This window comes from Pseudomonas sp. MH9.2, from assembly GCF_034353875.1.
Taxonomy (GTDB): Bacteria; Pseudomonadota; Gammaproteobacteria; order Pseudomonadales; family Pseudomonadaceae; genus Aquipseudomonas.
This window is the reverse complement of record NZ_CP133784.1, coordinates 5,514,218-5,533,293: the sequence shown is the minus strand read 5'-3', so window position 1 is coordinate 5,533,293 and position 19,076 is coordinate 5,514,218. Positions and strand designations below refer to the sequence as shown.

21 protein-coding genes are annotated in these 19,076 nt (G+C 58.3%); 5 read left to right on the top strand and 16 right to left on the bottom strand.

The genetic code is table 11. The annotated features are described in order from the left end of the window. Window positions 1-35: 35 nt before the first annotated feature. From pdhA to RHM55_RS25485, 9 genes are all read right to left on the bottom strand, one after another. Window positions 36-1,025: a pyruvate dehydrogenase (acetyl-transferring) E1 component subunit alpha gene (gene pdhA / locus RHM55_RS25525; protein ID WP_322178892.1), complete on the bottom strand. Its 990-nt coding sequence runs from the start codon at window positions 1,023-1,025 to the stop codon at window positions 36-38. Further along, complete coding sequence (gene acsA, locus RHM55_RS25520; RefSeq protein WP_322178891.1) at window positions 1,022-2,785, bottom strand: acetate--CoA ligase; 1,764 nt, start codon at window positions 2,783-2,785, stop codon at window positions 1,022-1,024. The genes pdhA and acsA overlap by 4 nt, the downstream gene beginning before the upstream one ends. 89 nt (window positions 2,786-2,874) lie before the next feature. Then, the gene (locus RHM55_RS25515) at window positions 2,875-3,765 is read right to left on the bottom strand and encodes a universal stress protein (protein WP_322178890.1); all 891 of its coding nucleotides are present in this window, start codon (window positions 3,763-3,765) and stop codon (window positions 2,875-2,877) included. 259 nt (window positions 3,766-4,024) lie between these two features. After that, the gene (gene groL / locus RHM55_RS25510) at window positions 4,025-5,641 is read right to left on the bottom strand and encodes a chaperonin GroEL (protein ID WP_322178889.1); all 1,617 of its coding nucleotides are present in this window, start codon (window positions 5,639-5,641) and stop codon (window positions 4,025-4,027) included. Between the two features lie 116 nt (window positions 5,642-5,757). After that, complete coding sequence (locus tag RHM55_RS25505; RefSeq protein ID WP_322178888.1) at window positions 5,758-6,741, bottom strand: zinc-dependent alcohol dehydrogenase family protein; 984 nt, start codon at window positions 6,739-6,741, stop codon at window positions 5,758-5,760. A 48-nt stretch (window positions 6,742-6,789) separates the two neighbouring features. Further along, entirely contained in the window at window positions 6,790-7,275 is a 486-nt protein-coding gene (locus tag RHM55_RS25500; protein WP_322178887.1) for a hypothetical protein, read from the bottom strand. 221 nt (window positions 7,276-7,496) lie between these two features. Further along, window positions 7,497-7,949, bottom strand: coding sequence for a hypothetical protein (locus RHM55_RS25495; RefSeq protein ID WP_322178886.1), 453 nt, complete (start codon window positions 7,947-7,949; stop codon window positions 7,497-7,499). Window positions 7,950-8,101: 152 nt separating this feature from the next. Beyond that, window positions 8,102-8,401, bottom strand: a complete 300-nt coding sequence (locus RHM55_RS25490) for a hypothetical protein (protein ID WP_322178885.1) — start codon at window positions 8,399-8,401, stop codon at window positions 8,102-8,104. A gap of 98 nt (window positions 8,402-8,499) precedes the next feature. Then, window positions 8,500-8,715, bottom strand: coding sequence for a DUF3079 domain-containing protein (locus RHM55_RS25485; RefSeq protein ID WP_322178884.1), 216 nt, complete (start codon window positions 8,713-8,715; stop codon window positions 8,500-8,502). Between the two features lie 226 nt (window positions 8,716-8,941). Here RHM55_RS25485 and RHM55_RS25480 point away from each other — a divergent pair, with 226 nt between their 5' ends. From RHM55_RS25480 to RHM55_RS25460, 5 genes are all read left to right on the top strand, one after another. Then, complete coding sequence (locus RHM55_RS25480; RefSeq protein WP_322178883.1) at window positions 8,942-9,295, top strand: hypothetical protein; 354 nt, start codon at window positions 8,942-8,944, stop codon at window positions 9,293-9,295. Between the two features lie 96 nt (window positions 9,296-9,391). Further along, the gene (locus RHM55_RS25475; protein WP_322178882.1) at window positions 9,392-9,922 is read left to right on the top strand and encodes an iron transporter; all 531 of its coding nucleotides are present in this window, start codon (window positions 9,392-9,394) and stop codon (window positions 9,920-9,922) included. An 84-nt stretch (window positions 9,923-10,006) separates the two neighbouring features. Continuing rightward, complete coding sequence (locus tag RHM55_RS25470; RefSeq protein WP_322183114.1) at window positions 10,007-10,300, top strand: cupredoxin domain-containing protein; 294 nt, start codon at window positions 10,007-10,009, stop codon at window positions 10,298-10,300. 23 nt (window positions 10,301-10,323) lie between these two features. Beyond that, window positions 10,324-11,178, top strand: coding sequence for an FTR1 family iron permease (locus RHM55_RS25465; protein ID WP_322178881.1), 855 nt, complete (start codon window positions 10,324-10,326; stop codon window positions 11,176-11,178). After that, complete coding sequence (locus RHM55_RS25460) at window positions 11,166-12,542, top strand: 4Fe-4S binding protein (RefSeq protein WP_322178880.1); 1,377 nt, start codon at window positions 11,166-11,168, stop codon at window positions 12,540-12,542. Before RHM55_RS25465 ends, RHM55_RS25460 begins: the two co-directional genes overlap by 13 nt. Before the next feature lie 28 nt (window positions 12,543-12,570). Here RHM55_RS25460 and RHM55_RS25455 read toward each other — a convergent pair whose 3' ends face one another. From RHM55_RS25455 to narJ, 7 genes are all read right to left on the bottom strand, one after another. After that, window positions 12,571-13,242, bottom strand: coding sequence for an anaerobic ribonucleoside-triphosphate reductase activating protein (locus tag RHM55_RS25455; protein WP_322178879.1), 672 nt, complete (start codon window positions 13,240-13,242; stop codon window positions 12,571-12,573). A 22-nt stretch (window positions 13,243-13,264) separates the two neighbouring features. Continuing rightward, window positions 13,265-13,432, bottom strand: a complete 168-nt coding sequence (nrdD, locus tag RHM55_RS25450; protein ID WP_219060010.1) for an anaerobic ribonucleoside-triphosphate reductase — start codon at window positions 13,430-13,432, stop codon at window positions 13,265-13,267. A gap of 31 nt (window positions 13,433-13,463) precedes the next feature. Then, window positions 13,464-15,482: a ribonucleoside triphosphate reductase gene (locus RHM55_RS25445; protein ID WP_322178878.1), complete on the bottom strand. Its 2,019-nt coding sequence runs from the start codon at window positions 15,480-15,482 to the stop codon at window positions 13,464-13,466. Window positions 15,483-15,633: 151 nt separating this feature from the next. Further along, entirely contained in the window at window positions 15,634-16,626 is a 993-nt protein-coding gene (gene moaA, locus RHM55_RS25440) for a GTP 3',8-cyclase MoaA (RefSeq protein ID WP_322178877.1), read from the bottom strand. 24 nt (window positions 16,627-16,650) lie between these two features. Then, on the bottom strand, window positions 16,651-17,637 hold the full coding sequence (locus RHM55_RS25435) for a peptidylprolyl isomerase (RefSeq protein WP_322178876.1): 987 nt from the start codon (window positions 17,635-17,637) through the stop codon (window positions 16,651-16,653). A 10-nt stretch (window positions 17,638-17,647) separates the two neighbouring features. Further along, window positions 17,648-18,328, bottom strand: coding sequence for a respiratory nitrate reductase subunit gamma (narI, locus tag RHM55_RS25430; RefSeq protein WP_322178875.1), 681 nt, complete (start codon window positions 18,326-18,328; stop codon window positions 17,648-17,650). Then, window positions 18,321-19,076 (bottom strand): nitrate reductase molybdenum cofactor assembly chaperone, encoded by a 756-nt coding sequence (gene narJ / locus RHM55_RS25425; RefSeq protein ID WP_219060015.1) that lies wholly within the window; start codon window positions 19,074-19,076, stop codon window positions 18,321-18,323. Before narJ ends, narI begins: the two co-directional genes overlap by 8 nt.

Below are 19,076 nucleotides of genomic sequence, written 5' to 3'. Positions count from 1 at the left end.
CTCGCGCAGTGCCTCGCGGTACGTCGTGCGGCGGCTCACGAGGCCGACTCCGGTGTATAAACATCTCGACACAGGTCCTCAACCGGCTCCAGGCTGCCAGCCTCGGCATACACGACGGCAGCCTCTACCTCAGCCTCTACCTGGACGGTGATGGCGAGAAAGCCCGCTTCGTCCAGCAAGCCCTGGGCCTTGAGCCGCGCACTGTAGGTATGAATCGGCCCGCGCGCTTTCCATTGCTCAACCTCTGCCTTGTCCCGGTACAACTCTGGGTCGAACATCGAGTGGGCCCGAAATCTATAGGTCCGGAACTCCAGGAAAAACGGCCCGTGCCCTGCTCGAATCTGTTCCACCGCTGCACGGGTGGCCTCGTACACCGCGACCACGTCCATACCGTCGACCGATTGAGTGGCAACCTTGTACGCCGAGGCCTTGGCGCACAAATCAGTTTGCGACTGCGAACGTTCAAGCGCAGTGCCCATGGCATAGAGGTTGTTCTCACAGCAGAACAGCATCGGCAATTTCCACAGTGCCGCCAGATTGATTGACTCATGAAAGGCTCCTTCCGCCATCGCCCCTTCCCCAAAGAAGCACGCGGCAATCCGTGAACCACTCTGCAGTTTTTCGGCCAGGGCCAGCCCCACCGTCAGCGGCAAACCGCCGGCAACGATGGCATTGCCACCGAAGAAGCGTGTCCTGGCGTCGAACAGGTGCATCGAACCGCCGTGTCCTCGCGAGCATCCCTCCTGCCGGCCATACATCTCGGCCATGATCGCCGTCATGGGCACACCCTTGATCAACGCATGCCCATGTTCGCGATAGGTAGCGACCACCGCATCGTTCGCCGCGAGCGCATGCAGAGCGCCAACTGCCACGGCTTCTTCGCCGATATACAGGTGCAGGAAGCCTCGGATTTTTCCCTCCCCGTACAGTTCGGCGGCGCGCTCCTCAAGCCGACGAATTCGCAGCATGTCGCGCAGCAGATCGAGAGCAAAATCTCGCGTATAAGGCAGCGGCTCAATGCTCATCCCGGGTTCTCCAGGCTGGAGGTATCGCCTTCAGGCAGCCCCAGCTCCCGTGCCTTGAGCAGACGCCGCATGAGTTTGCCGCTGCGCGTGTGCGGGAGGTCCGGCAGAAACGTCAGCTCCTTGGGCGCCACCACGGCGCCTAGGCGTTTACGCGCATGGCCCATCAGCTCATCGTGCAGGGCCTGGCTGGGAGTGAAACCGCTCTTGAGTGAGACAAAGGCCTTCACCGTTTCACCCAGCAAAGGATCGGGCTTGCCGATCACTGCAGCCTCCGCCACGGCCGGGTGTTCCATCAGCGAACTTTCAACCTCGAAAGGACCGATCAGGTGCCCGGCCGACTTGATCACATCGTCGCTGCGACCAATGAACCAGTAATAGCCATCAGCATCACGACGCGCCAGATCGCCACTCAAGTACCAGTCGCCGACAAAGCACTGGCTGTAACGCGCCTCTTGTCCCAGATAGGAACGGAACATGGCGGGCCATGGTTTTTTCAGGGCCAGGTCGCCAACCTCCTCATCACCGAGAAACGCCAATGCTCCGTCTTTGCCGCGTGCAACAATGGCCGCCTCAACGCCCGGCAGCGGTTTGCCCATAGAACCCGGTTTGATGTCCATGGACACTGTATTGGCAATCATGATGCCGCCGGTTTCGGTCTGCCACCAGTTGTCATGGATCGGTAAGCCCAGTACCTCCAGGCCCCACCAGACGGCCTCGGGATTGAGCGGTTCACCGACACTGGCAATAAAACGCAGATGCGGAAAGTGATGGTCACGCGCCAATTCTGCGCCGGCTTTCATGAGCAGGCGGATCGCCGTCGGGGCGGTGTACCAGACAGTGACTTGCTGTTTTTCGAGCAGGCGATACCAGCGTTCTGCATCGAACTCGCCGCTGTCGACCACACTGGTCACGCCCAGCAGCAGGGGGGCGAATATGCCGTATGAGGTGCCGGTGACCCAGCCGGGATCGGCACTGCACCAATAAATATCCTCAGGGTGCAGGTCCAGGGCGTATTTTCCGGTAACCCGGTGGGTCAGTGCTGCACCGTGTACATGCAGCACACCTTTCGGGGTCCCCGTGGTACCGCTGGTGAAGTGTAAAAGCGCGGGGGTATCGGCCGTGGTCTGTGCAATGTTGAAGTCTTCGCCTGCCTCAGCCAGCAATCGGTGCAAACTGAGCGTCCCTTCCACAGGTGTGGTGTTGCCGCCATTTTCGTCGTACAGCAACACATGTTTGAGTGCCGGTAAACGTTCACGGATACCTGCGACCTTGCGTTGGTAAAGTGTCTCGCTGGTGATCAGCACACTGCCCTCACCGAGGCGCAAGCGAGTCTCAATCGGCTCTGGACCGAACGCACAAAATAGCGGCGAAACCACGCAGCCATTCTTCAGACCACCGAGTACGCTCAGGTACAGTTCCAGCCCTCTGCCACTGAGCACGAACAGGCGGTCGCCCGGACCAACGCCCAGTGTTTTCAGGACATTGGCGAAACGGTTGGTCATGCTGCTCAATTGGGCGAAGCTGATGTCTCTGGGCCCACCGTTGCGATCAATAATACGCAAGGCCGTATGCTTCCTGTGCGCTCCCATGGCATGCCTGTCGACCGCCTCATACGCGAGATTCAATCCACCCCCCGGCAATCCGGCCAACTCGCCGGCTTCCGTCTGCCAGGAAAAAGCCTCACGGGCTTGCGCGCTGTCGAGCCAGTTAGGTACCACCGGGCAGTCGACCGGCGTTTTCTTGATAGTCGGCGAATGCATGATTTACCTCACAGCACGGTGTCGAGTTACCCGTCGCGGAACAGGTCGTCGAAATGCTCGGAGCGCCGTGCATCAATGTTGGCCCCGGCCTAAACCGCGAGAATGCTGCAGGACGTCTGGTACAAAATATGTTCGGTCGTACTGCCGATCAACTTCTCCAGCCCGTGGCGGTGGATTCGCCCCATCACGATGACATCCACCTGATGCTGGCTAGCGAATTCGGCGAGCACCGAGACCGGTTGTCCAAGGATGAAGTGCCGCCGATCAGGTGGCACGCCGTAGTGGTCCGCAAGCGTGAGAAAAGACTTCTCCAGCACGTTTCTCAGCTCCTTGGTCAGATTCGTCAGCGCCAGGCCACCACCGCCCGCATCGCCCAGATAAACCGATGACACGTCATAGGCATGCAGCAGGTGCAGTTCCGCGTCGCACTGGAGCGCCAGGCTGTTCGCTTCCTGAATAATCCGGTCATTGAGGCCGCTTTCCTGCAACTCAGGCCGTGAAGGATCAACAGCAGCGACGATGTTGTGCGGCAACGTATGACCGGTCGCACCGACCAGATAGACCGGGACCGGACACTCGCGAAGCAGGTACCAATCCATCGGAGTGATGAAGGCCCGCTTGATCGCAGGTTCATGCTGCACGTCCTTGATCAGCAGGTCAGGCTGTATTTTCGTGACGTGCTGGAGGATTTCGTACTCTGTGTCGTCAGCCCACGTCACCTCGGTAGTGACGTCGATGCCTCTCACGCGCATTCTTGTGGCTTCATCCTTAAGCCACTCACTGTGGTCCTTGAAGTAACTTTCGCGGACCTTCTCCTGAATATTTTTTTCGAGCAACAAGAGGGTTTCCACAGGTTTTATCAACGCGGCGATATGTAAGGTCGCGCCACTGGCCTTGGCCAAGGCGGCAGCACGGTTTATAGCGGGGGAGTGGCGTAACGCCGGGTCGATGATCAGCAACAGCCGTTGATACTGGCTCATGGTCTGCCTCCAGAAAGAGTGGGCTTCGACGCCTGCAGCTGATCAATCACCTGTTGCCAGCCCATGCGCCAATGCCGGATTGAGTACCAGCACAGGTCCACACTGCTCCCATGCAATGCCCGTTAACTTGATTTACATCAAATCTCTTCCTTGGGTTTTCAACGCGCCCGCCATACTCGGGCGTTTGCAAACATTCGACGTTGCCTGTGACAGCGCAACGCCGGGTTATGTGCCGATCAACCGTACGGGAAGGTCCGGATCATCCTGGATACGGAGGTTCCGCTGGCGTGTCCTTTTCCGGAATCTCGGTCATGGTCGCCTCTGTCAGTAGCAGGATGCTGGCGACCGAGACGGCGTTTTCCAACGCAATACGCACGACTTTTGTCGGATCGATGATCCCGGCTTCATACATATCCACGTAACAATTGGCCGACGCGTCGAAGCCGACATTTCCAGGCTCCGCTAGCATCCGGGCAACGACGACCCCGGCGTCCACCGCCGAATTTTCCGCGATGACTCGGGCGGGCGCTTCCAAAGCCCGACGAAGAATCTGTAACCCGGTTTTTACGTCACCCTCATAGAGGGCCTCCTCTGCCACGATAATCGGCACGGCCTTGAGCAGTGCCAAGCCGCCACCGGGGACGGTGCCTTCGGCAATCGCCGCCTTGGTCGCTGAAATAGCGTCGTCCAGAGCATCCTTGCGCGCCTTCATTTCAGCTTCGGTGGGTGCGCCCACCCGGATCACCGCGACACCGCCAGACAACTTGGCCAAGCGCTCCAGCAATTTCTCACGGTCGTAGTCGCTGGTCGTCGCGTCGACTTGCTGGCGGATCTGTTGCAGCCGGGTTTCAATCGCCTTGTGCGTGCCCGCGCCACCAATCAGGGTGGTGTTGTCTTTTTGCACCACCACGCGATGAGCTCGCCCCAGTTGGCTCAACTCCACGTGCTCCAGGCTAATACCCAGCTCGCTGGAAATCACCGTGCCCCCCGTTAGAATGGCAATATCCTGCAGCATCTCTTTACGACGGTCGCCGAAGCCGGGCGCCTTGATCGCCACCGCGCGCAATACGCCGCGAATCTGGTTGACGACCAAAGTAGTCAACGCCTCGCCTTCAATGTCGTCGGCGATCAAGACCAGCGGCTGGCCGCTTTTTGCGATCATTTCAAGCAACGGGATAAGGTCTTTAAGTAAGCCAATCTTGTGGTCACAGAGCAGCAGGTAAGCATCTTCGAGCTCAACCTGCATCTTGTCGGCATCCGTCACGAAATAGGGTGAGACATAACCTCTATCAAAACGCATCCCCTCAACCACCTCGACCACTGTTTCGGTGGTCTTGGATTCCTCGACGCTGACCACGCCCTCAACACCGACCTTCTCCAGAGCGTTAGCAACCAGTTCGCCAATAGTGGCATCGTTGTGGGCTGAAAGGGTCGCTACCTGGGCCTTTTCCTTGAGCGTGCTGACCGGACGAGATTGTGCCGCCAGTGATTGCACCGCCAGCAACAGGCCCCGGTCCAATCCACGTTTGAGGTCTATGGCACTGGCACCTGCGACCACATTGCGCACACCGTCAGCAAAGATCGCATGGGCCAGGACCGTTGAGGTACTGGTGCCATCCCCCACCGCTTCACCGGTACGTTCAGCCGCCTGGCGCAACATTTGCGCACCGAGGTTTTCCTCCGGGTCCTGCAGGTCCACCTGCTTGGCAATGGTCACCCCATCGTTACAGACGATAGGCGTGCCCCATTTTTTCTGAATCAATACCGATTTCGACTTGGGTCCGAGTGTCACGCGGATGGCGTCCGCGAGTTGAGTCGCGCCACACAGGATTTTCTCGCGAGCAGCGGCGCGGAACAAAATTTTGCTGTGAGCCATCGGGGTAATCTCCTCTGCTGTCCAGTGACTGACGATTGCTTTCAGCCTCTATGAAACAGCTCGCTACCTTTTGACTTTTATCAATAAAGACCCAACCCCGGCACGCGGTCATTGGCTCAGGGCACCAGTACCGCAGCCCCTTCGAACCGGCCTTCACGAAGGTCTTCCAGCGCTTGATTAGCGTCAGTCAGAGGGTAGCGATGAGTACGCGTGACAATGCCGATTTCTGGCACCCGTTGCAGGAAATCCAGACCGTCACGGCGAGTCAGATTGGCGACTGACAGCAAGACCCGCTCTTCCCAGAGCAGTGCGTAAGGAAAGCTCGGGATATCGCTCATGTGAATGCCTGCGCACACCACGCGCCCACCCTTGCGCACAGCCTTTAGGGCAAGGGGTACGAGCGCACCGACCGGAGCAAAAATGATCGCTACATCCAGTAAGTCTGGAGGGGATTGATCCGCATTACCGGCCCATGTCGCACCCAGCTGTCTGGCAAAGTCCTGTGTAGCGGTATCGCCCGGACGCGTGAAGGCGTATACCGAGCGGCCCTGCCATTTGACGACCTGCGCCAGAATGTGTGCCGCAGCGCCGAACCCATACAAACCGACCCGCTCGCCTTCGCCCCCCATCACTAACGCTCGCCATCCGATCAGGCCCGCGCACAGCAGGGGTGCAAGCGATTCGTCGCTCCCTGTCTCGCCCAACGGAAATACATAGTGCGCCTCGGCGATGACCGAAGTAGCAAAGCCGCCGTCAAGCGTATAACCGGTAAACAGTGGGTGATCACACAGATTCTCGCGGTGTCCGATGCAATAAGGACACACGCCACAGGTATGGCCCAGCCACGGCACCCCAACCCGCTCGCCCATCGATAACCCGATCACGCCGGGGCCGATAGCATCGATCCGCCCGACGATTTCATGGCCCGGAATGATAGGCAGGTGCGGATTGGGTAACTCTCCGTCAACGACATGCAGGTCGGTACGACATACACCACACCCGGTTACCTTGATCCGTATCTGACCTTGACCGGGTAGCCGATCCGGAAGCTCGGTCCATTCCAGTGCGGCACCTAGCGTCTTCAACACCATAGCGTGCATCGGGTTACCTCGACGGTCCTTTAACCTGCGTTATTGCGTGAGCTGCATTCAGTGCCCCAGCACCGTCTGCGCCTCTGCGATTTCAGCAGTCGTGCCGTGCACCATCAACAGGTACTTGTCAGCCTTGAGGGCAGTCTCGTATTTGATGATCTCATCATTGGGCACCCCGACCCGGGACAAGGCCGCGCCCAACGCCGAAAGTCCCCCGACCACCAAAGCGCCTTCCAGTGCTCCCACCAGCAATGAAACCACCGGCCCGGCCAATGCGACAACTCCCAGGCCCGGCAAAAGAAAAACCGCGGGACCGATCAGCATGCCCCAGATGCTCCCCCAAAAAGCGCCGATCCCACCCCAGGTTTTCACACGATCCCCCAACGTATAGAAACCTACCGGGTGCTCCTCGCTGTGATAACCCTTGCCGACGAGAGACAGCTTCTTGACATCGAAACCGGACTGGCTCAAAAGGCGAATAGCCTCTTCCGCAGCGGCGTGGCTGTCAAAAATATACACCGATGGATTGCTCGATGATGTCATGGTGACCCCCTTACATGGACTCGATTGAACAGAGACTGTGAGGGTCCAGAGCACTCGACCCTTGGGTGCGTCAGCCAGCGATGACGTGCATGTACGACTACGACGTTCCGCGTGGGACTGGCTTTGAGCCAGACTATGCTGTGAGTAATGGAGTGGACTTGATAAAAATCAGAAAGACGGCTTGTCTCTCCCCACCCAGCGCTAACCCAAGTGACCTTATGTCAGGCGCTGGTATTGACCAACGAGCCCGAGGCACTGCCGCTTGCGCTCTTGATAGCCTGTACCAATGCGCTGGTAGCTGCCACCAACTGGCTATTGGTCGCCGCCACTTGGGACTGTGCCTGAGCGACTGCAGCGGCCTTGGCGTCTGAAGACTCGTTGCCTTTTTGCGCCGCAGCGAGAGCCTTCATTTGTACTTCCAGCTGCTTTTGCAGCTGGGCAATCTGCTTTTTCAGTTGTTTTACAATGTCGGATTCAGTGCTGCCGGTGCTGCCGGTGCTACTGCTTGCACTGGCGCCGCCTGCCTTAGTGGCGCCTTTGGCAGCAGTACCGCCCGAAACTGACGCTGCAGCGCCGCTTTTGTCGGTTGTTTCGCTGCTTTCAGCAGACGACGTCTTGGCTGTGCTGGTAGTCGCTGTCGCATAGTTGATCGTTACGCTGCTGATACTGACCATTACGTCTCAACTTTAAAAAGAGGTTTCCAGCGTATCGACACAATCCTAGAAATAGTTAGCCATATCTAATCTCGACCCGATCACGCCCTCACCCACCCTCGCCTCATGCGCTGAATGCAGAGAAAAGGGCAGGTGCGCAAAATAAGGCCTACCTATTGATCATCAATGATCACCTGAGCTTTCTTCGCTGCGGCGGTTGCGTATTCGTAGCAGATCCAAAAGTCGTGTTCGTTGACTGAATTTGAGCCCTCAAGATTCTCCAGGCATCTCGTCAGTGCGTGTTTTATGCGTCCATCATCGAAAACGATACGTGCAGCCTCTTCGCCATCTTCTGAGCGAATCACTTCCTCAAGTTGCGTTATTTGCTTGATCTTTTCCCTGAGGATGTCCTTGGCGAAAGAATCTCGCTCAATAATTTTCGTCCATTGATGATCAACCAGTTTGTCTTTCATCAGATCTCCTCGATCCAGCCCCATGCCGGACGCTCATGCAATAGTCCATAACCATCCATAACGCCAGTCGACGCGACCGCCGCCATCATCATCTGCACTCAGCTACGCGAATCATCCGACACTTTATCTGTCGCGATTAGCGGGTCGATGCCCCAGTCACCGTGTAAATACCAATCGTCTCCGATCATCTCGGCCGGATGCATTGTGCGATCGGAACCGTTCCCGCACGCCATGGAACTCGTCGGACAGTATCTATCGCACCCCCAGCAAATGCGCTCGGGATGTTTCGGGTGGATGGGAAAATTCTTGGCCATGCCTATCCCCAGATAACGTATAGGAGTGCCTTCAACCTATAGCGCTTGGGCGAAAATGCGCTTGATACAAATCAAGAACCACGCATTAAGATGCGTGCGTCACACCGTGACACCGTGACACTGATGAAGCTAAGCTTCTCTGTATTGAATGTGCTCGCAGGATGGTCAGCGTCAGCGATTTCCGGCCCCCTCGGACGGCACATACCTTTACCTGGAGATCTTTCTTATGCCTGAAAAGACCGCTTCATCAGTGCCTTCGGAACAACCCCAGAGCGCACTCTCAAAATGGGACGATGAAGATGCAGCAGGATCACGCCATGTCGAGGCGTTTGACCGAACACCTGAATTATCGAATGCCGAACTGGTTCATCTTCGTGTCCGTGTGATAGCCCTGGAAAATCTGGTTATCGCTTTGCTAGCGCAAGGGCCGGATCAACAACTTGCTGTAGCCCGCGAAATGGCCTCCTACATCTCGCCGAGACCGGGTTTCACCCAACACCCGCTAACGGTTCATGCGGCCTCCCACATGTTCGACAGCGTCGACCGCGCCGTGCGTTTTCGAAAACTCTCCGCGTTATAAACCTGATCGCTCCAAAAATTGACGCTAATCATTATTATTCGCAAGAAAGCCTCCTAGACTAGGGCCCTTACTCCTCAGTGCCCTCAGGAAGACCTCATGCGTGCCCCTTTTTTGCTGTCATTCGCCCTGATCTTGCTTGCACCGCTTGCCCACGCCAAGGAATACCCGATCGGGGAACCTCAGTCATGCCCGGGGCTGGAAGTCGGAGCGGTGTATTTGCAGCCAATCGAGATGGCTCCTGCCGGGATGATGCGGGCCACTGCGGATTCCGATGTTCACCTGGAAGCCGACATTCGGGCCACCGCTGACAATCGCCAAGGCTTTCAGGAAGGCAGTTTCATGCCCTACCTCAGCGTCTCTTTCAATCTGAAAAAACAGGGCAGCGAGTCGGAAATCAACGGTGACTTCCATGCGATGGTGGCCAATGACGGTCCGCACTATGGCGACAATGTAAAGCTGCTCGGCCCTGGTAAATACCACTTGACGCTCACCGTGCTGCCACCCAGCGGTCATGCGTCCCTCGGGCGTCATACCGACAAGGAAACAGGTGTGGAGCCCTGGTTTGAACGCTGCGAACTGCACTACACGTTCATCTATGCCGGCATTGGCAAAAAAGGTGGCTATTGAATGAACCGCCCACAGCCCGCACCGCGCGGCCCAAGGAGGTTCGCCTGGGTTCACCCGCGCGTTGTCTGGTTGATTCTGGCCTGGATGACCACGCCATTGACCGCCTACGCAGAGTTACCCAGCTACGAGCTGAGCCTGAACGACGGGCACTTTATCCCTGCCTTATTAGAGGTGCCTGCCGGTCAGCGCTTCAAGATCGTTCTGAAAAACATAGGTAACGGTCCAGCAGAATTCGAGAGCACGCCGTTGCGGGTTGAAAAGGTCCTGTCGCCGGGGGTGACAACCTTCGTCGTCATTCACCCCCTCAGACCCGGTCACTATCCGTTCTTCGACGAGTTCAATCCGCAATTGCCAGAGGGCGGCATCCTCGCCAAATAACCAGGCCGCACACGGGGTTTTTCATGAATCAATCAATGTTCATCGTCTGGCGTGAAAGCGTCGAGGCGCTGCTGGTGATCGGCATTCTCCAGGCCTGGGTCAGCCAACAAAGCCAAGGCAATCGTCTGGCCAGATACTTATGGACCGGGGTGACTCTGGGATTGTTGCTGTCGGGATTGTTGGCAGCGCTGATTCTGTTTGCCGGAGAAGCCATGAGTGGATCGGCCAACGAATGGTTCCAAGCCGCACTGGCATTGATTGCCAGCCTGCTGATTGTGAAAATGGTCGGCTGGATGCATCGTCATGGACGCACCCTCAAGCATGATCTACGGCGCCATGCCGATAGCCACCTGGCTCGGCAAGGTGGCCTTGGTCTGTTGTTGCTGGCAATGCTCGCGGTCAGTCGCGAAAGCAGCGAAACCGTAGTTTTCCTCTACGGCGCTGGAGCTCAGTTGCGCGGCCCGCAGCTCGGACTGTTCGCAGTCGGTGGGGTGTCGGGACTGGTGCTGGCAACGTTGACCATCGCCCTGCTGCACAGCAGCCGCCGATTCATTTCATGGCATAGGTTCTTTGTGATCAGCGAAATCCTTTTGCTCATGCTCGGCGCAGCCTTGTTGGTCAGCGGCACCGAGCGGATTGGCGGCCAACTGCTCGCCCTGGATCTGCCGGAAGTGGTTTATAGAGGCGTTGGTGAAGCCCTCTGGGACAGCAGCGCGTTGCTGAGTGACAGCCGCGGGCTGGGTGGCTTCCTCGCTGGCTTTACAGGTTATAGGGCAACCCCCAGTTGTGTGACCTTGCTGGTGTTGGTCGGCTACTGGCTGGCCGTCGGCGGCTGGTTGCGGCAACACCCTACGGGAAAAACCCCATGCCTGACCTGAGTCGCTGCAATCAATGGCTCCAGCGCCTGGGTCACGGAATGCGCCGCCACGCGCCAGTGATTCACGCCGTGCAATGGGCCGTTGTACTTTTCTATGCCTTGCTTTTAGTGATACCCGCGATGTTACCGCTACCGGACAGCCAGGCACGGTTCCTCGACAACCTGACCTTGCTCGCGCAATTCCTGTTCTGGGGCATCTGGTGGCCATTCGTACTGTTGTCGATGGTGCTGTTCGGCCGGCTGTGGTGTGGTGTTCTGTGTCCGGAAGGGTCTCTGACCGAGTGGGCCAGCCGCTACGGCAAAGGCTTGGGCGTGCCGCGCTGGTTACGCTGGAGCGGCTGGCCAACGTTGGCGTTTTGCCTGACCACCCTCTACGGCCAATTGATCAGCGTTTATGACTACGCTCAAGCGGCGCTGTTGATTCTAGGGGGTTCGACGGTCGCAGCAGTCATCGTCGGCTTGCTGTTCGCCCGTGGCAAGCGGGTCTGGTGCCGATACCTGTGCCCGGTCAGTGGGGTCTTTGCCCTCCTCGCCCGACTGGCACCCGTGCATTTCAAGGTAGACGAACAACGCTGGATGGAAAATGCCGAACCACGCCTGCCGCCGCCCAATTGCGCCCCCTTGCTCGATATCCGTCGCCTGCAAGGGGCCAGTGACTGCCATGCCTGCGGACGCTGTAGCGGGCAACGCGGCGCGGTTCGGTTGATCGCCCGCTCCAGCAATCAGGAAATTCTTCAATCAACGAAACACAGACTATCGCCCTGGGATGCACGACTACTGCTCTTCGGCGTGATCGGTCTGGCCATGGGCGCTTTTCAGTGGACAGTCAGCCCGTGGTTCGTCTCCCTCAAACAACAGCTCGCCTCATGGTTGGTGGAACAGGACCTGCTCTGGCCCTTGCAGGACAACGCCCCCTGGTGGCTACTCACGCATTATCCGCAGCTCAACGACAGCTTCAGTTGGCTAGACGGCTTCAGCATTATTACTTATCTGGCCTTGAGTTCGATGCTGCTGGGTACGGCCTTGCTGATTCTGTTGCGTTTCACCGCGCGACTGGCAGGAAATCCGGCACTGTATTCGCCCCTGGCCCTGACCCTCACGCCCCTTGGCGGCGCCGGGCTGTTTCTGGGGCTGTCGGCAACTACCGTAAAATTGCTGCGCTATGAAGGTCTGCTGGTGGAATGGGTGCAGCCGACAAGGGCATCGCTGTTGATGGCGGCGATGGGTTGGAGTTTGTCGCTGGGCTGGAAACTACTGGGCCACGAGCAGGTTTCATTGCCTCGGCGCGTCGCAGGCAGCGGGTGCCTGTTATTGGCTAATGGGTTGGTGGGGTATGGCTGGTGGCTGCAATTTTGGGGTTGGTAGCCGTCTCAAAGTGAAACTGTGGAGGTGTTCATCCCCCACGCAACACAAACTGCGGAAGCAACTCACGCATGACAGCCCAAAGATCGGCTTGCTCAGCCTGTGCCGAAACGCTCGACAGGTGCGGATCAAGCATCCGCGCAGTCCTGACCAACTGCACGGCAAAACATTTGACCCCTTGAGCACTCAAACGCCGGGCCAGAGTCAACAACTGTGTCGGGTCGAACAAGTGCCAATGCACCGTAGTCCGACACTCATAGTCGACACCGCTGGCCAACAGATGCTCCAGGCTCAGCCAGTTGGCGGCACCGCTGCCCCCGACCCGGGTAATGGTTTGACAATCCTCAGGCAACGCCTTGATATCGAAACCGACCCAATCGGCCCCTCTAACGGCCTTGGCAAAGGCGGCCGGTTTGATTCCGGCGCTGTGCAAACCGATACGAAATCCCATCTCTCGCACTTGTTCCATAGCGCCAGGCAAGCCGTCCTGCAGCGTTGGCTCTCCGCCGCTGAACACCACGGCATCGAGCAAGCCCTGACGACGTCGCAGAAACGCCAGCACCTGACACCAATCCACTTCTTCACTGCCGCGAGGCGGGATCAATTGCGGGTTATGGCAATAACGACAGCGCCAGGCGCAACCCTGGCAAAACAACACGCAGGCTAGCTGTCCCGGATAGTCGAGAGTGGTCAGGGGCACCATGCCCCGACCCGAAGCGTTCGACTCATTGGCGCCCGGCCAGCGCCGCACTTTCAGTGAAATGGACCCGTTCGCGATGCTCGGACTGCTTGCCCGGATTGAACGCCGATACCGGACGGTGATAGCCCATCACTCGGGTCCAGACTTCGCAGCGTTGACGTTGAGCCTGAGGCAGGGTTTGCGATGCATTCATGGTGAAGTTCCTTGCGGTGAGTGAATCGAAATCAATGAACGGTGCCGGTTTGCTGTTCCTTGAGCAGCAATGCCTCGTCGCATTTGGGGCAGAACTCATGTTCACCATCGAGGTAGCCATGTACCGGACAGATGGAAAACGTTGGGGTCACGGTCAGGTAAGGCAGGCGGAAACGTCCGAGTGCCTTGCGCACCAGCTGTTTGCAGGCCTCGGTCGAGGAAATCCGTTCGGCCATGTATAAATGCAGCACCGTGCCGCCGGTGTATTTGCATTGCAGTTCGTCCTGAAGCTCCAGCGCCTCGAAAGGATCGTCGGTATAGCCCACTGGCAGTTGCGAAGAGTTGGTGTAATACGGCGCTTCAACGCTACCAGCCTGAAGAATATCCGGATAACGTTTGCGGTCTTCCTTGGCGAAACGGTAAGTGGTGCCCTCGGCCGGGGTCGCTTCGAGGTTGTAGAGGTGCCCGGTTTCCTCCTGAAAACGCAGCAAAGTGGCACGTACATGGTCCAGCAGCTTCAGGGCAAACTCCCGGCCCTGCTCGGTGTGCATGCCCTGCTCGTCTCCGGTGAAGTTGCGCAGCATTTCATGCAGGCCGTTGAGGCCTATGGTGGAAAAATGGTTGCGCAAGGTGCCCAGATAACGCTTGGTGTAAGGGTACAAACCTGCGTCCATGTGGTGCTGGATCACCTTGCGCTTGACCTCCAGGCTTTCCATCGCCAGTTCCATCAGGGTGTCCAGACGGCGCAGCAGGCCGCTGATATCGCCCTTGAACACATAGCCCAGACGCGCGCAGTTGAGGGTAACGACGCCCAGTGAGCCAGTCTGTTCCGCCGAGCCGAACAAGCCGCCGCCGCGCTTGAGCAACTCGCGAACATCCAGCTGCAAGCGACAACACATCGAGCGCACCTGATTGGGTAGCAAGTCCGAGTTGAGAAAGTTCTGGAAGTACGGCAGCCCGTAACGTGCCGTCATCTCGAACAGGCGATCAGCATTCTCACTGTCCCAGGGGAAATCATGGGTAATGTTGTAGGTCGGAATCGGGAAGGTGAACACGCGCCCCTTGGCATCCCCGGCTTGCATCACCTCGATATAGGCACGGTTGAGCAGGTCCATCTCAGCCTGCAAATCGCCGTAGGCATAAGGCATTTCCACTCCGCCGACAACGGGAATCTGTTCACGTAGATCCTCCGGGCATACCCAGTCGAACGTCAGGTTGGTGAACGGTGTCTGGGTCCCCCAGCGCGAGGGCACATTGAGGTTGTAGATGAACTCTTGCAGCGCCTGGCGGACGTCCTTGTAGCTCAATTCGTCGTTGCGCACATAAGGCGCCATATAGGTGTCGAATGAGCTGAACGCCTGAGCCCCGGCCCATTCGTTTTGCAGGGTGCCGAGGAAGTTCACCATCTGCCCCAAGGCGCTACTCAGGTGCTGGGGCGGCCCTGCTTCGACACGGCCCGGCACACCATTGAGGCCTTCATGCAGCAACGTGCGCAGCGACCAACCGGCGCAATATCCAGCGAGCATGTCCAAGTCATGGATATGCAGATCGGCCTCGCGGTGGGCCTGACCAATGGCCTCGCTGTACACCTCATCCAGCCAGTAATTGGCAGTGACCTTGCCGGAGACATTAAGCACCAGCCCACCGAGCGAATACCCCTGATTGGCGTTGGCCTGCACCCGCCAGTCTTCGCGAGACAGGTACTCGTTCATCGAAGCAGCCACCTCGACGATCGCCTTGCGGTCACGACGCAGGCGTCCATGCTGCTCCCGATAGACGATGTAGGCACGCAGGGCCTGAAAGAAACCGGCATCCATCAAGACCCGCTCGACCCGATCCTGGATCTGCTCGACATGCAACTCCGGTAAATCCTCCAGATGGACCAGCACAGCGTCGAGCAACTCCTCGGCCATGGCCGCATCGACGAAATCATCGCTGGCGCGACCGGTGGCGATGATCGCCTGACGGATTTTGTCTGCATCAAAGGCGACCTGACTGCCATCGCGTTTGTGCAAGCGGTTACACCCTACTGTGATCAGCGTGCTCTGCATTTGGCCTCCAAACACTACATATAGATGTTTTAACTGTTAAAAACACAACATGCAGTTAAGACTACGGACAAAGGACTCATCTGCAATTGATCGACGTCAAGAATCGTCAGCAAAAAAAAGGCCGCCCACGGCGGCCAGAAAACACGAAAGATCAACCGCCACTCATGCTCATGAAGCGCAGAATCTGCACCTCACCTTCGGGGTTGAAATCGTGACGCAACGGCTTGCCGAGCAAGGCTTGGCGCACTGCGTTGATCACCGGTTGGTCCTCCAGCGGATAGCGGCGCAGCAAACCGCGCAAATCAAGGGCATCGTCCTGACCCAGGCAAAGCAACAGCCGCCCTTCAACCGTCATCCGCACCCGGTTGCAGCTGCCACAGAAGTTGTGGCTGTTGGGTGAAATGAAACCGATCCGGGTATCGGGGTAGCGCTCCAGGCGCACATAACGTGCAGGTCCGCCGCTGTTTTCGGTGCTGTCGAGTAACCGATGACGACTCGCGATCAGTGCACGTACCTCGTCGCTGGAACAGAATGTCTCGCCCCGCGAACGTCCGACGTCGCCCAAGGGCATCTCTTCAATGAAACTGATATCGATGTGTTGCTCGATGGCGTACTGCACCAACCCCAAGACTTCATCGAAGTTGCGCCCTTTCATGACCACGCAATTGAGCTTGATCCGCTCAAAGCCCGCACCGCGAGCCGCTTCGATGCCGCTGAGCACCTGATCGAGATCGCCGTTGCGGGTGATGGCGCGAAATTTCTCCCCGTCCAGGCTATCGAGGCTGATATTCATCCGCTTGACCCCGGCCTCCGCCAACGGCCGGGCCAAACGGCCCAGTTGCGAGCCGTTGCTGGTCATCACCAATTCGCGCAGACCGGGCAAAGCGGCGATGTTGCGGCACAGGCCGACAATACCGGGGCGAATCAGCGGCTCGCCGCCGGTCAGGCGGATTTTGCGCACTCCCAGACCGACAAACAGCGTCGCCAGGCGCTGCAACTCTTCGAGCGTAAGGACCTGCTGACGCGGCAAGAAGGTCATATTTTTCGCCATGCAATACACACAGCGAAAATCACAACGATCTGTCACCGACATCCGCAAATAATCGATCTGCCGCCCAAAACCATCCTGCATGACAGCGCTCATTACATCTCCCGGTTTGCCAAAGGGTTACTGCACCAGCGGTGAGTCGGCGCCCTGCAGGTGAATACCGCGAATATCCGCGGCACCGATCAGGGTTTGCAGGTACTGCACCAAGGCTTTCTGCCAGACACCTTGCTGCAGCTGCGTGCGAATCGCTGTCGAAACCACCTCATAGGGCAACGGCATGCCTTCGATCCGTTGATCGACACTGATCACGTGCCAGCCGTAGCGACTCTCCAGCGGTCTACTGGCCAGTCCCGGCGCCAGGGTAAACAGCTGGCGTTCCAGCTCGGGCACGGTTTGCCCTTTGCTGATCTGCCCCAGTGAGCCCCCTTGAGCCTTCGACGGACAGGCCGAATACTTCTGCGCCACCTCGGAGAAGCTGCCGGGGAAATCCTCCAGACGCTGTAGCAGTACTTCTGCCTGATCGTGCGCCAGGCCGCGGGCCTCGGCATCGTCCGGGGCACATTCAAGCAGAATGTGCCGCACCGCTAACAGCGGCGCGCTGTGGAAGCGTCCGCGATTGTTTTCGTAATAACGAAGGCTGGTTTCCTCATCACACTGAGGCACCTGCACCTCACGTTCGAGCAACAAACGGGTGGCCGCTTCCTCTTCGTTCTCACCGGCACCTATCTGCAACGACAGGTCGAGTTCGGCGATCCGCTGCTGCAACAATTCGCGGATCACCAGCGCCCTGGCGGCCAGATAGACCGCCTCCTCGCGGCTTTCGGCCGGGTGATATTGCAGCTCCAGAGCCATCATTTCTGGGGTGATCGATACATCGTTGACGCTGATGATCGGCCATTCCTGTTCGCTGCTGGCGATCAATTGCACCGGGGCGCCGTCGGCAGCCGCCGGTTCAGTTGCGCCTGATTCAACCGGGAGGGGCTCAAACTGCACCGCCCCGCCTGACGCGATATCGACGACGCCGGGCGCCGAGGACTCCGCTTGCTTTGAAGAACCGCAGCCACCGCTGCCGCCGTTACCGCCGCCACATCCACATCCACCTGACATGATTGCCTCCTCAGATTTTCTGCCGAACGATTTGATAACGCCGTCCCAGGTACCAGATCGGTGCACTGATCATGTGTACAAGACGGGTGAAGGGGAACAGCACGAACAGGGTCAAGCCGAGAAACACGTGCAGTTTGTAGGTCAAACCGACCGGTTCGATGGCCGCTGCCGCTTCCATCGGACGCAACAGCACGGTGTTCTGCGCCCATTCGGCGAGCATCACCATCACCGAGCCGTCCATGTGCGAAGTGGACGCCACGATCGTCAGCAGACCGAGTACCAACTGCGCCAGCAACACCAGCAGAATTAAAATATCTGAAGGGCTGGAAGTGGCGCGGACCCGTGGATCAGTGAGCCGTCGATTGACCAGCATCAGCAGACCAATCAGGCACAACAGGCCAAAAACCCCGCCGGAGACCATCGCCAGCAACTGCTTGTTCTCAGTGCTGATCACATGGTGATAAACCGACGCGGGCGTCAGCAGGCCGACAAAGTGCCCAGCCAATACAAACAACACACCAATATGGAAGAAGTTGCTCGCCACGCGCATCCCGCGCTTGTTGAGCATCTGGCTGGAACCAGCCTTCCAGGTGTACTGCGAGAGATCGAAGCGTGCCCAACTGCCTAACAGGCAGATCGCCAAGGCGACATAGGGGTACACCCCGAACAACAACAGATTCCATTTAGACATTACCTACCTCCCCGGCTGGCACGGCGGCCAACCCTTCATGCTGAAAATCGACCCAGTGCAGCGGGACTGCGCTTTCCTCACGGGCCTTGCCCGGCGCACTCGGCAGGGAGCCACAACGGTCCTGCTGTTCAGCCTGGAGAAAGTCCACAGCCTCTTCTTCCCATATCTTGTCGAGGGCTTCGAGGGAGTCGTCGCGGGGTTCCGCTGCAACCTGTGCGCGCAGATCGGCCACCGCCTGATGGGGCTCGGCTCCGGCGATCTGCAGCAGCGCCCGGAAGCAACTGGCATACGCACTCTCACGCTCTTCCAGACGCGCCGCCAGCAAGGCCAACAGATGCGACACATCGGCCAGGCCCTCGCGAGCCTCGATGTCTTCGCGGGTGGAGAGGAACTCCAGATACAGCGGGATGTAGTCCGGCAGCTCTTTGACGCCGATGGCAAAACCGGCCTCCTCGTATTGCGCCATCATGTCGACCATGGCTTGACCCCGGTCACGGGATTCGCCGTGCACATGCTCGAACAGCAGCAGCGACAGCGAGCGACCCCGACCAAACAGCGCACCGTAGTGCTCCTGCCCGTCCATCAGGTCATTGGCGCAGATCAGCTCAAGCAATTCGAACAACGCGCCGCGCTGCTTGGGGCTGATTTCCCGGGCCTGGATAATCGCCTGTTCCAGTTCTTCACGGCCGGCGATCAATGTCTCGGTCGGATAATCGAGCAGAAGCGAAATCACTTTGAGAATGCGCAT

Excerpts from the sequence above, each read along its gene's own strand:
- RHM55_RS25505 (WP_322178888.1), bottom strand. The coding sequence starts at position 6,741 with ATGCACGCTATGGTGTTGAAGACGCTAGGTGCCGCACTGGAATGGACC.
- RHM55_RS25480 (WP_322178883.1), top strand. The coding sequence starts at position 8,942 with ATGCCTGAAAAGACCGCTTCATCAGTGCCTTCGGAACAACCCCAGAGC.
- RHM55_RS25460 (WP_322178880.1), top strand. The coding sequence starts at position 11,166 with ATGCCTGACCTGAGTCGCTGCAATCAATGGCTCCAGCGCCTGGGTCAC.
- pdhA (WP_322178892.1), bottom strand. The coding sequence starts at position 1,025 with ATGAGCATTGAGCCGCTGCCTTATACGCGAGATTTTGCTCTCGATCTG.
- RHM55_RS25455 (WP_322178879.1), bottom strand. The coding sequence starts at position 13,242 with ATGGTGCCCCTGACCACTCTCGACTATCCGGGACAGCTAGCCTGCGTG.
- RHM55_RS25465 (WP_322178881.1), top strand. The coding sequence starts at position 10,324 with ATGAATCAATCAATGTTCATCGTCTGGCGTGAAAGCGTCGAGGCGCTG.
- groL (WP_322178889.1), bottom strand. The coding sequence starts at position 5,641 with ATGGCTCACAGCAAAATTTTGTTCCGCGCCGCTGCTCGCGAGAAAATC.
- RHM55_RS25475 (WP_322178882.1), top strand. The coding sequence starts at position 9,392 with ATGCGTGCCCCTTTTTTGCTGTCATTCGCCCTGATCTTGCTTGCACCG.
- RHM55_RS25515 (WP_322178890.1), bottom strand. The coding sequence starts at position 3,765 with ATGAGCCAGTATCAACGGCTGTTGCTGATCATCGACCCGGCGTTACGC.
- moaA (WP_322178877.1), bottom strand. The coding sequence starts at position 16,626 with ATGAGCGCTGTCATGCAGGATGGTTTTGGGCGGCAGATCGATTATTTG.
- narJ (WP_219060015.1), bottom strand. The coding sequence starts at position 19,076 with ATGCGCATTCTCAAAGTGATTTCGCTTCTGCTCGATTATCCGACCGAG.
- RHM55_RS25435 (WP_322178876.1), bottom strand. The coding sequence starts at position 17,637 with ATGTCAGGTGGATGTGGATGTGGCGGCGGTAACGGCGGCAGCGGTGGC.
- RHM55_RS25485 (WP_322178884.1), bottom strand. The coding sequence starts at position 8,715 with ATGGCCAAGAATTTTCCCATCCACCCGAAACATCCCGAGCGCATTTGC.
- RHM55_RS25470 (WP_322183114.1), top strand. The coding sequence starts at position 10,007 with ATGACCACGCCATTGACCGCCTACGCAGAGTTACCCAGCTACGAGCTG.
- nrdD (WP_219060010.1), bottom strand. The coding sequence starts at position 13,432 with ATGAATGCATCGCAAACCCTGCCTCAGGCTCAACGTCAACGCTGCGAA.
- RHM55_RS25500 (WP_322178887.1), bottom strand. The coding sequence starts at position 7,275 with ATGACATCATCGAGCAATCCATCGGTGTATATTTTTGACAGCCACGCC.
- acsA (WP_322178891.1), bottom strand. The coding sequence starts at position 2,785 with ATGCATTCGCCGACTATCAAGAAAACGCCGGTCGACTGCCCGGTGGTA.
- narI (WP_322178875.1), bottom strand. The coding sequence starts at position 18,328 with ATGTCTAAATGGAATCTGTTGTTGTTCGGGGTGTACCCCTATGTCGCC.
- RHM55_RS25490 (WP_322178885.1), bottom strand. The coding sequence starts at position 8,401 with ATGAAAGACAAACTGGTTGATCATCAATGGACGAAAATTATTGAGCGA.
- RHM55_RS25445 (WP_322178878.1), bottom strand. The coding sequence starts at position 15,482 with ATGCAGAGCACGCTGATCACAGTAGGGTGTAACCGCTTGCACAAACGC.
- RHM55_RS25495 (WP_322178886.1), bottom strand. The coding sequence starts at position 7,949 with ATGGTCAGTATCAGCAGCGTAACGATCAACTATGCGACAGCGACTACC.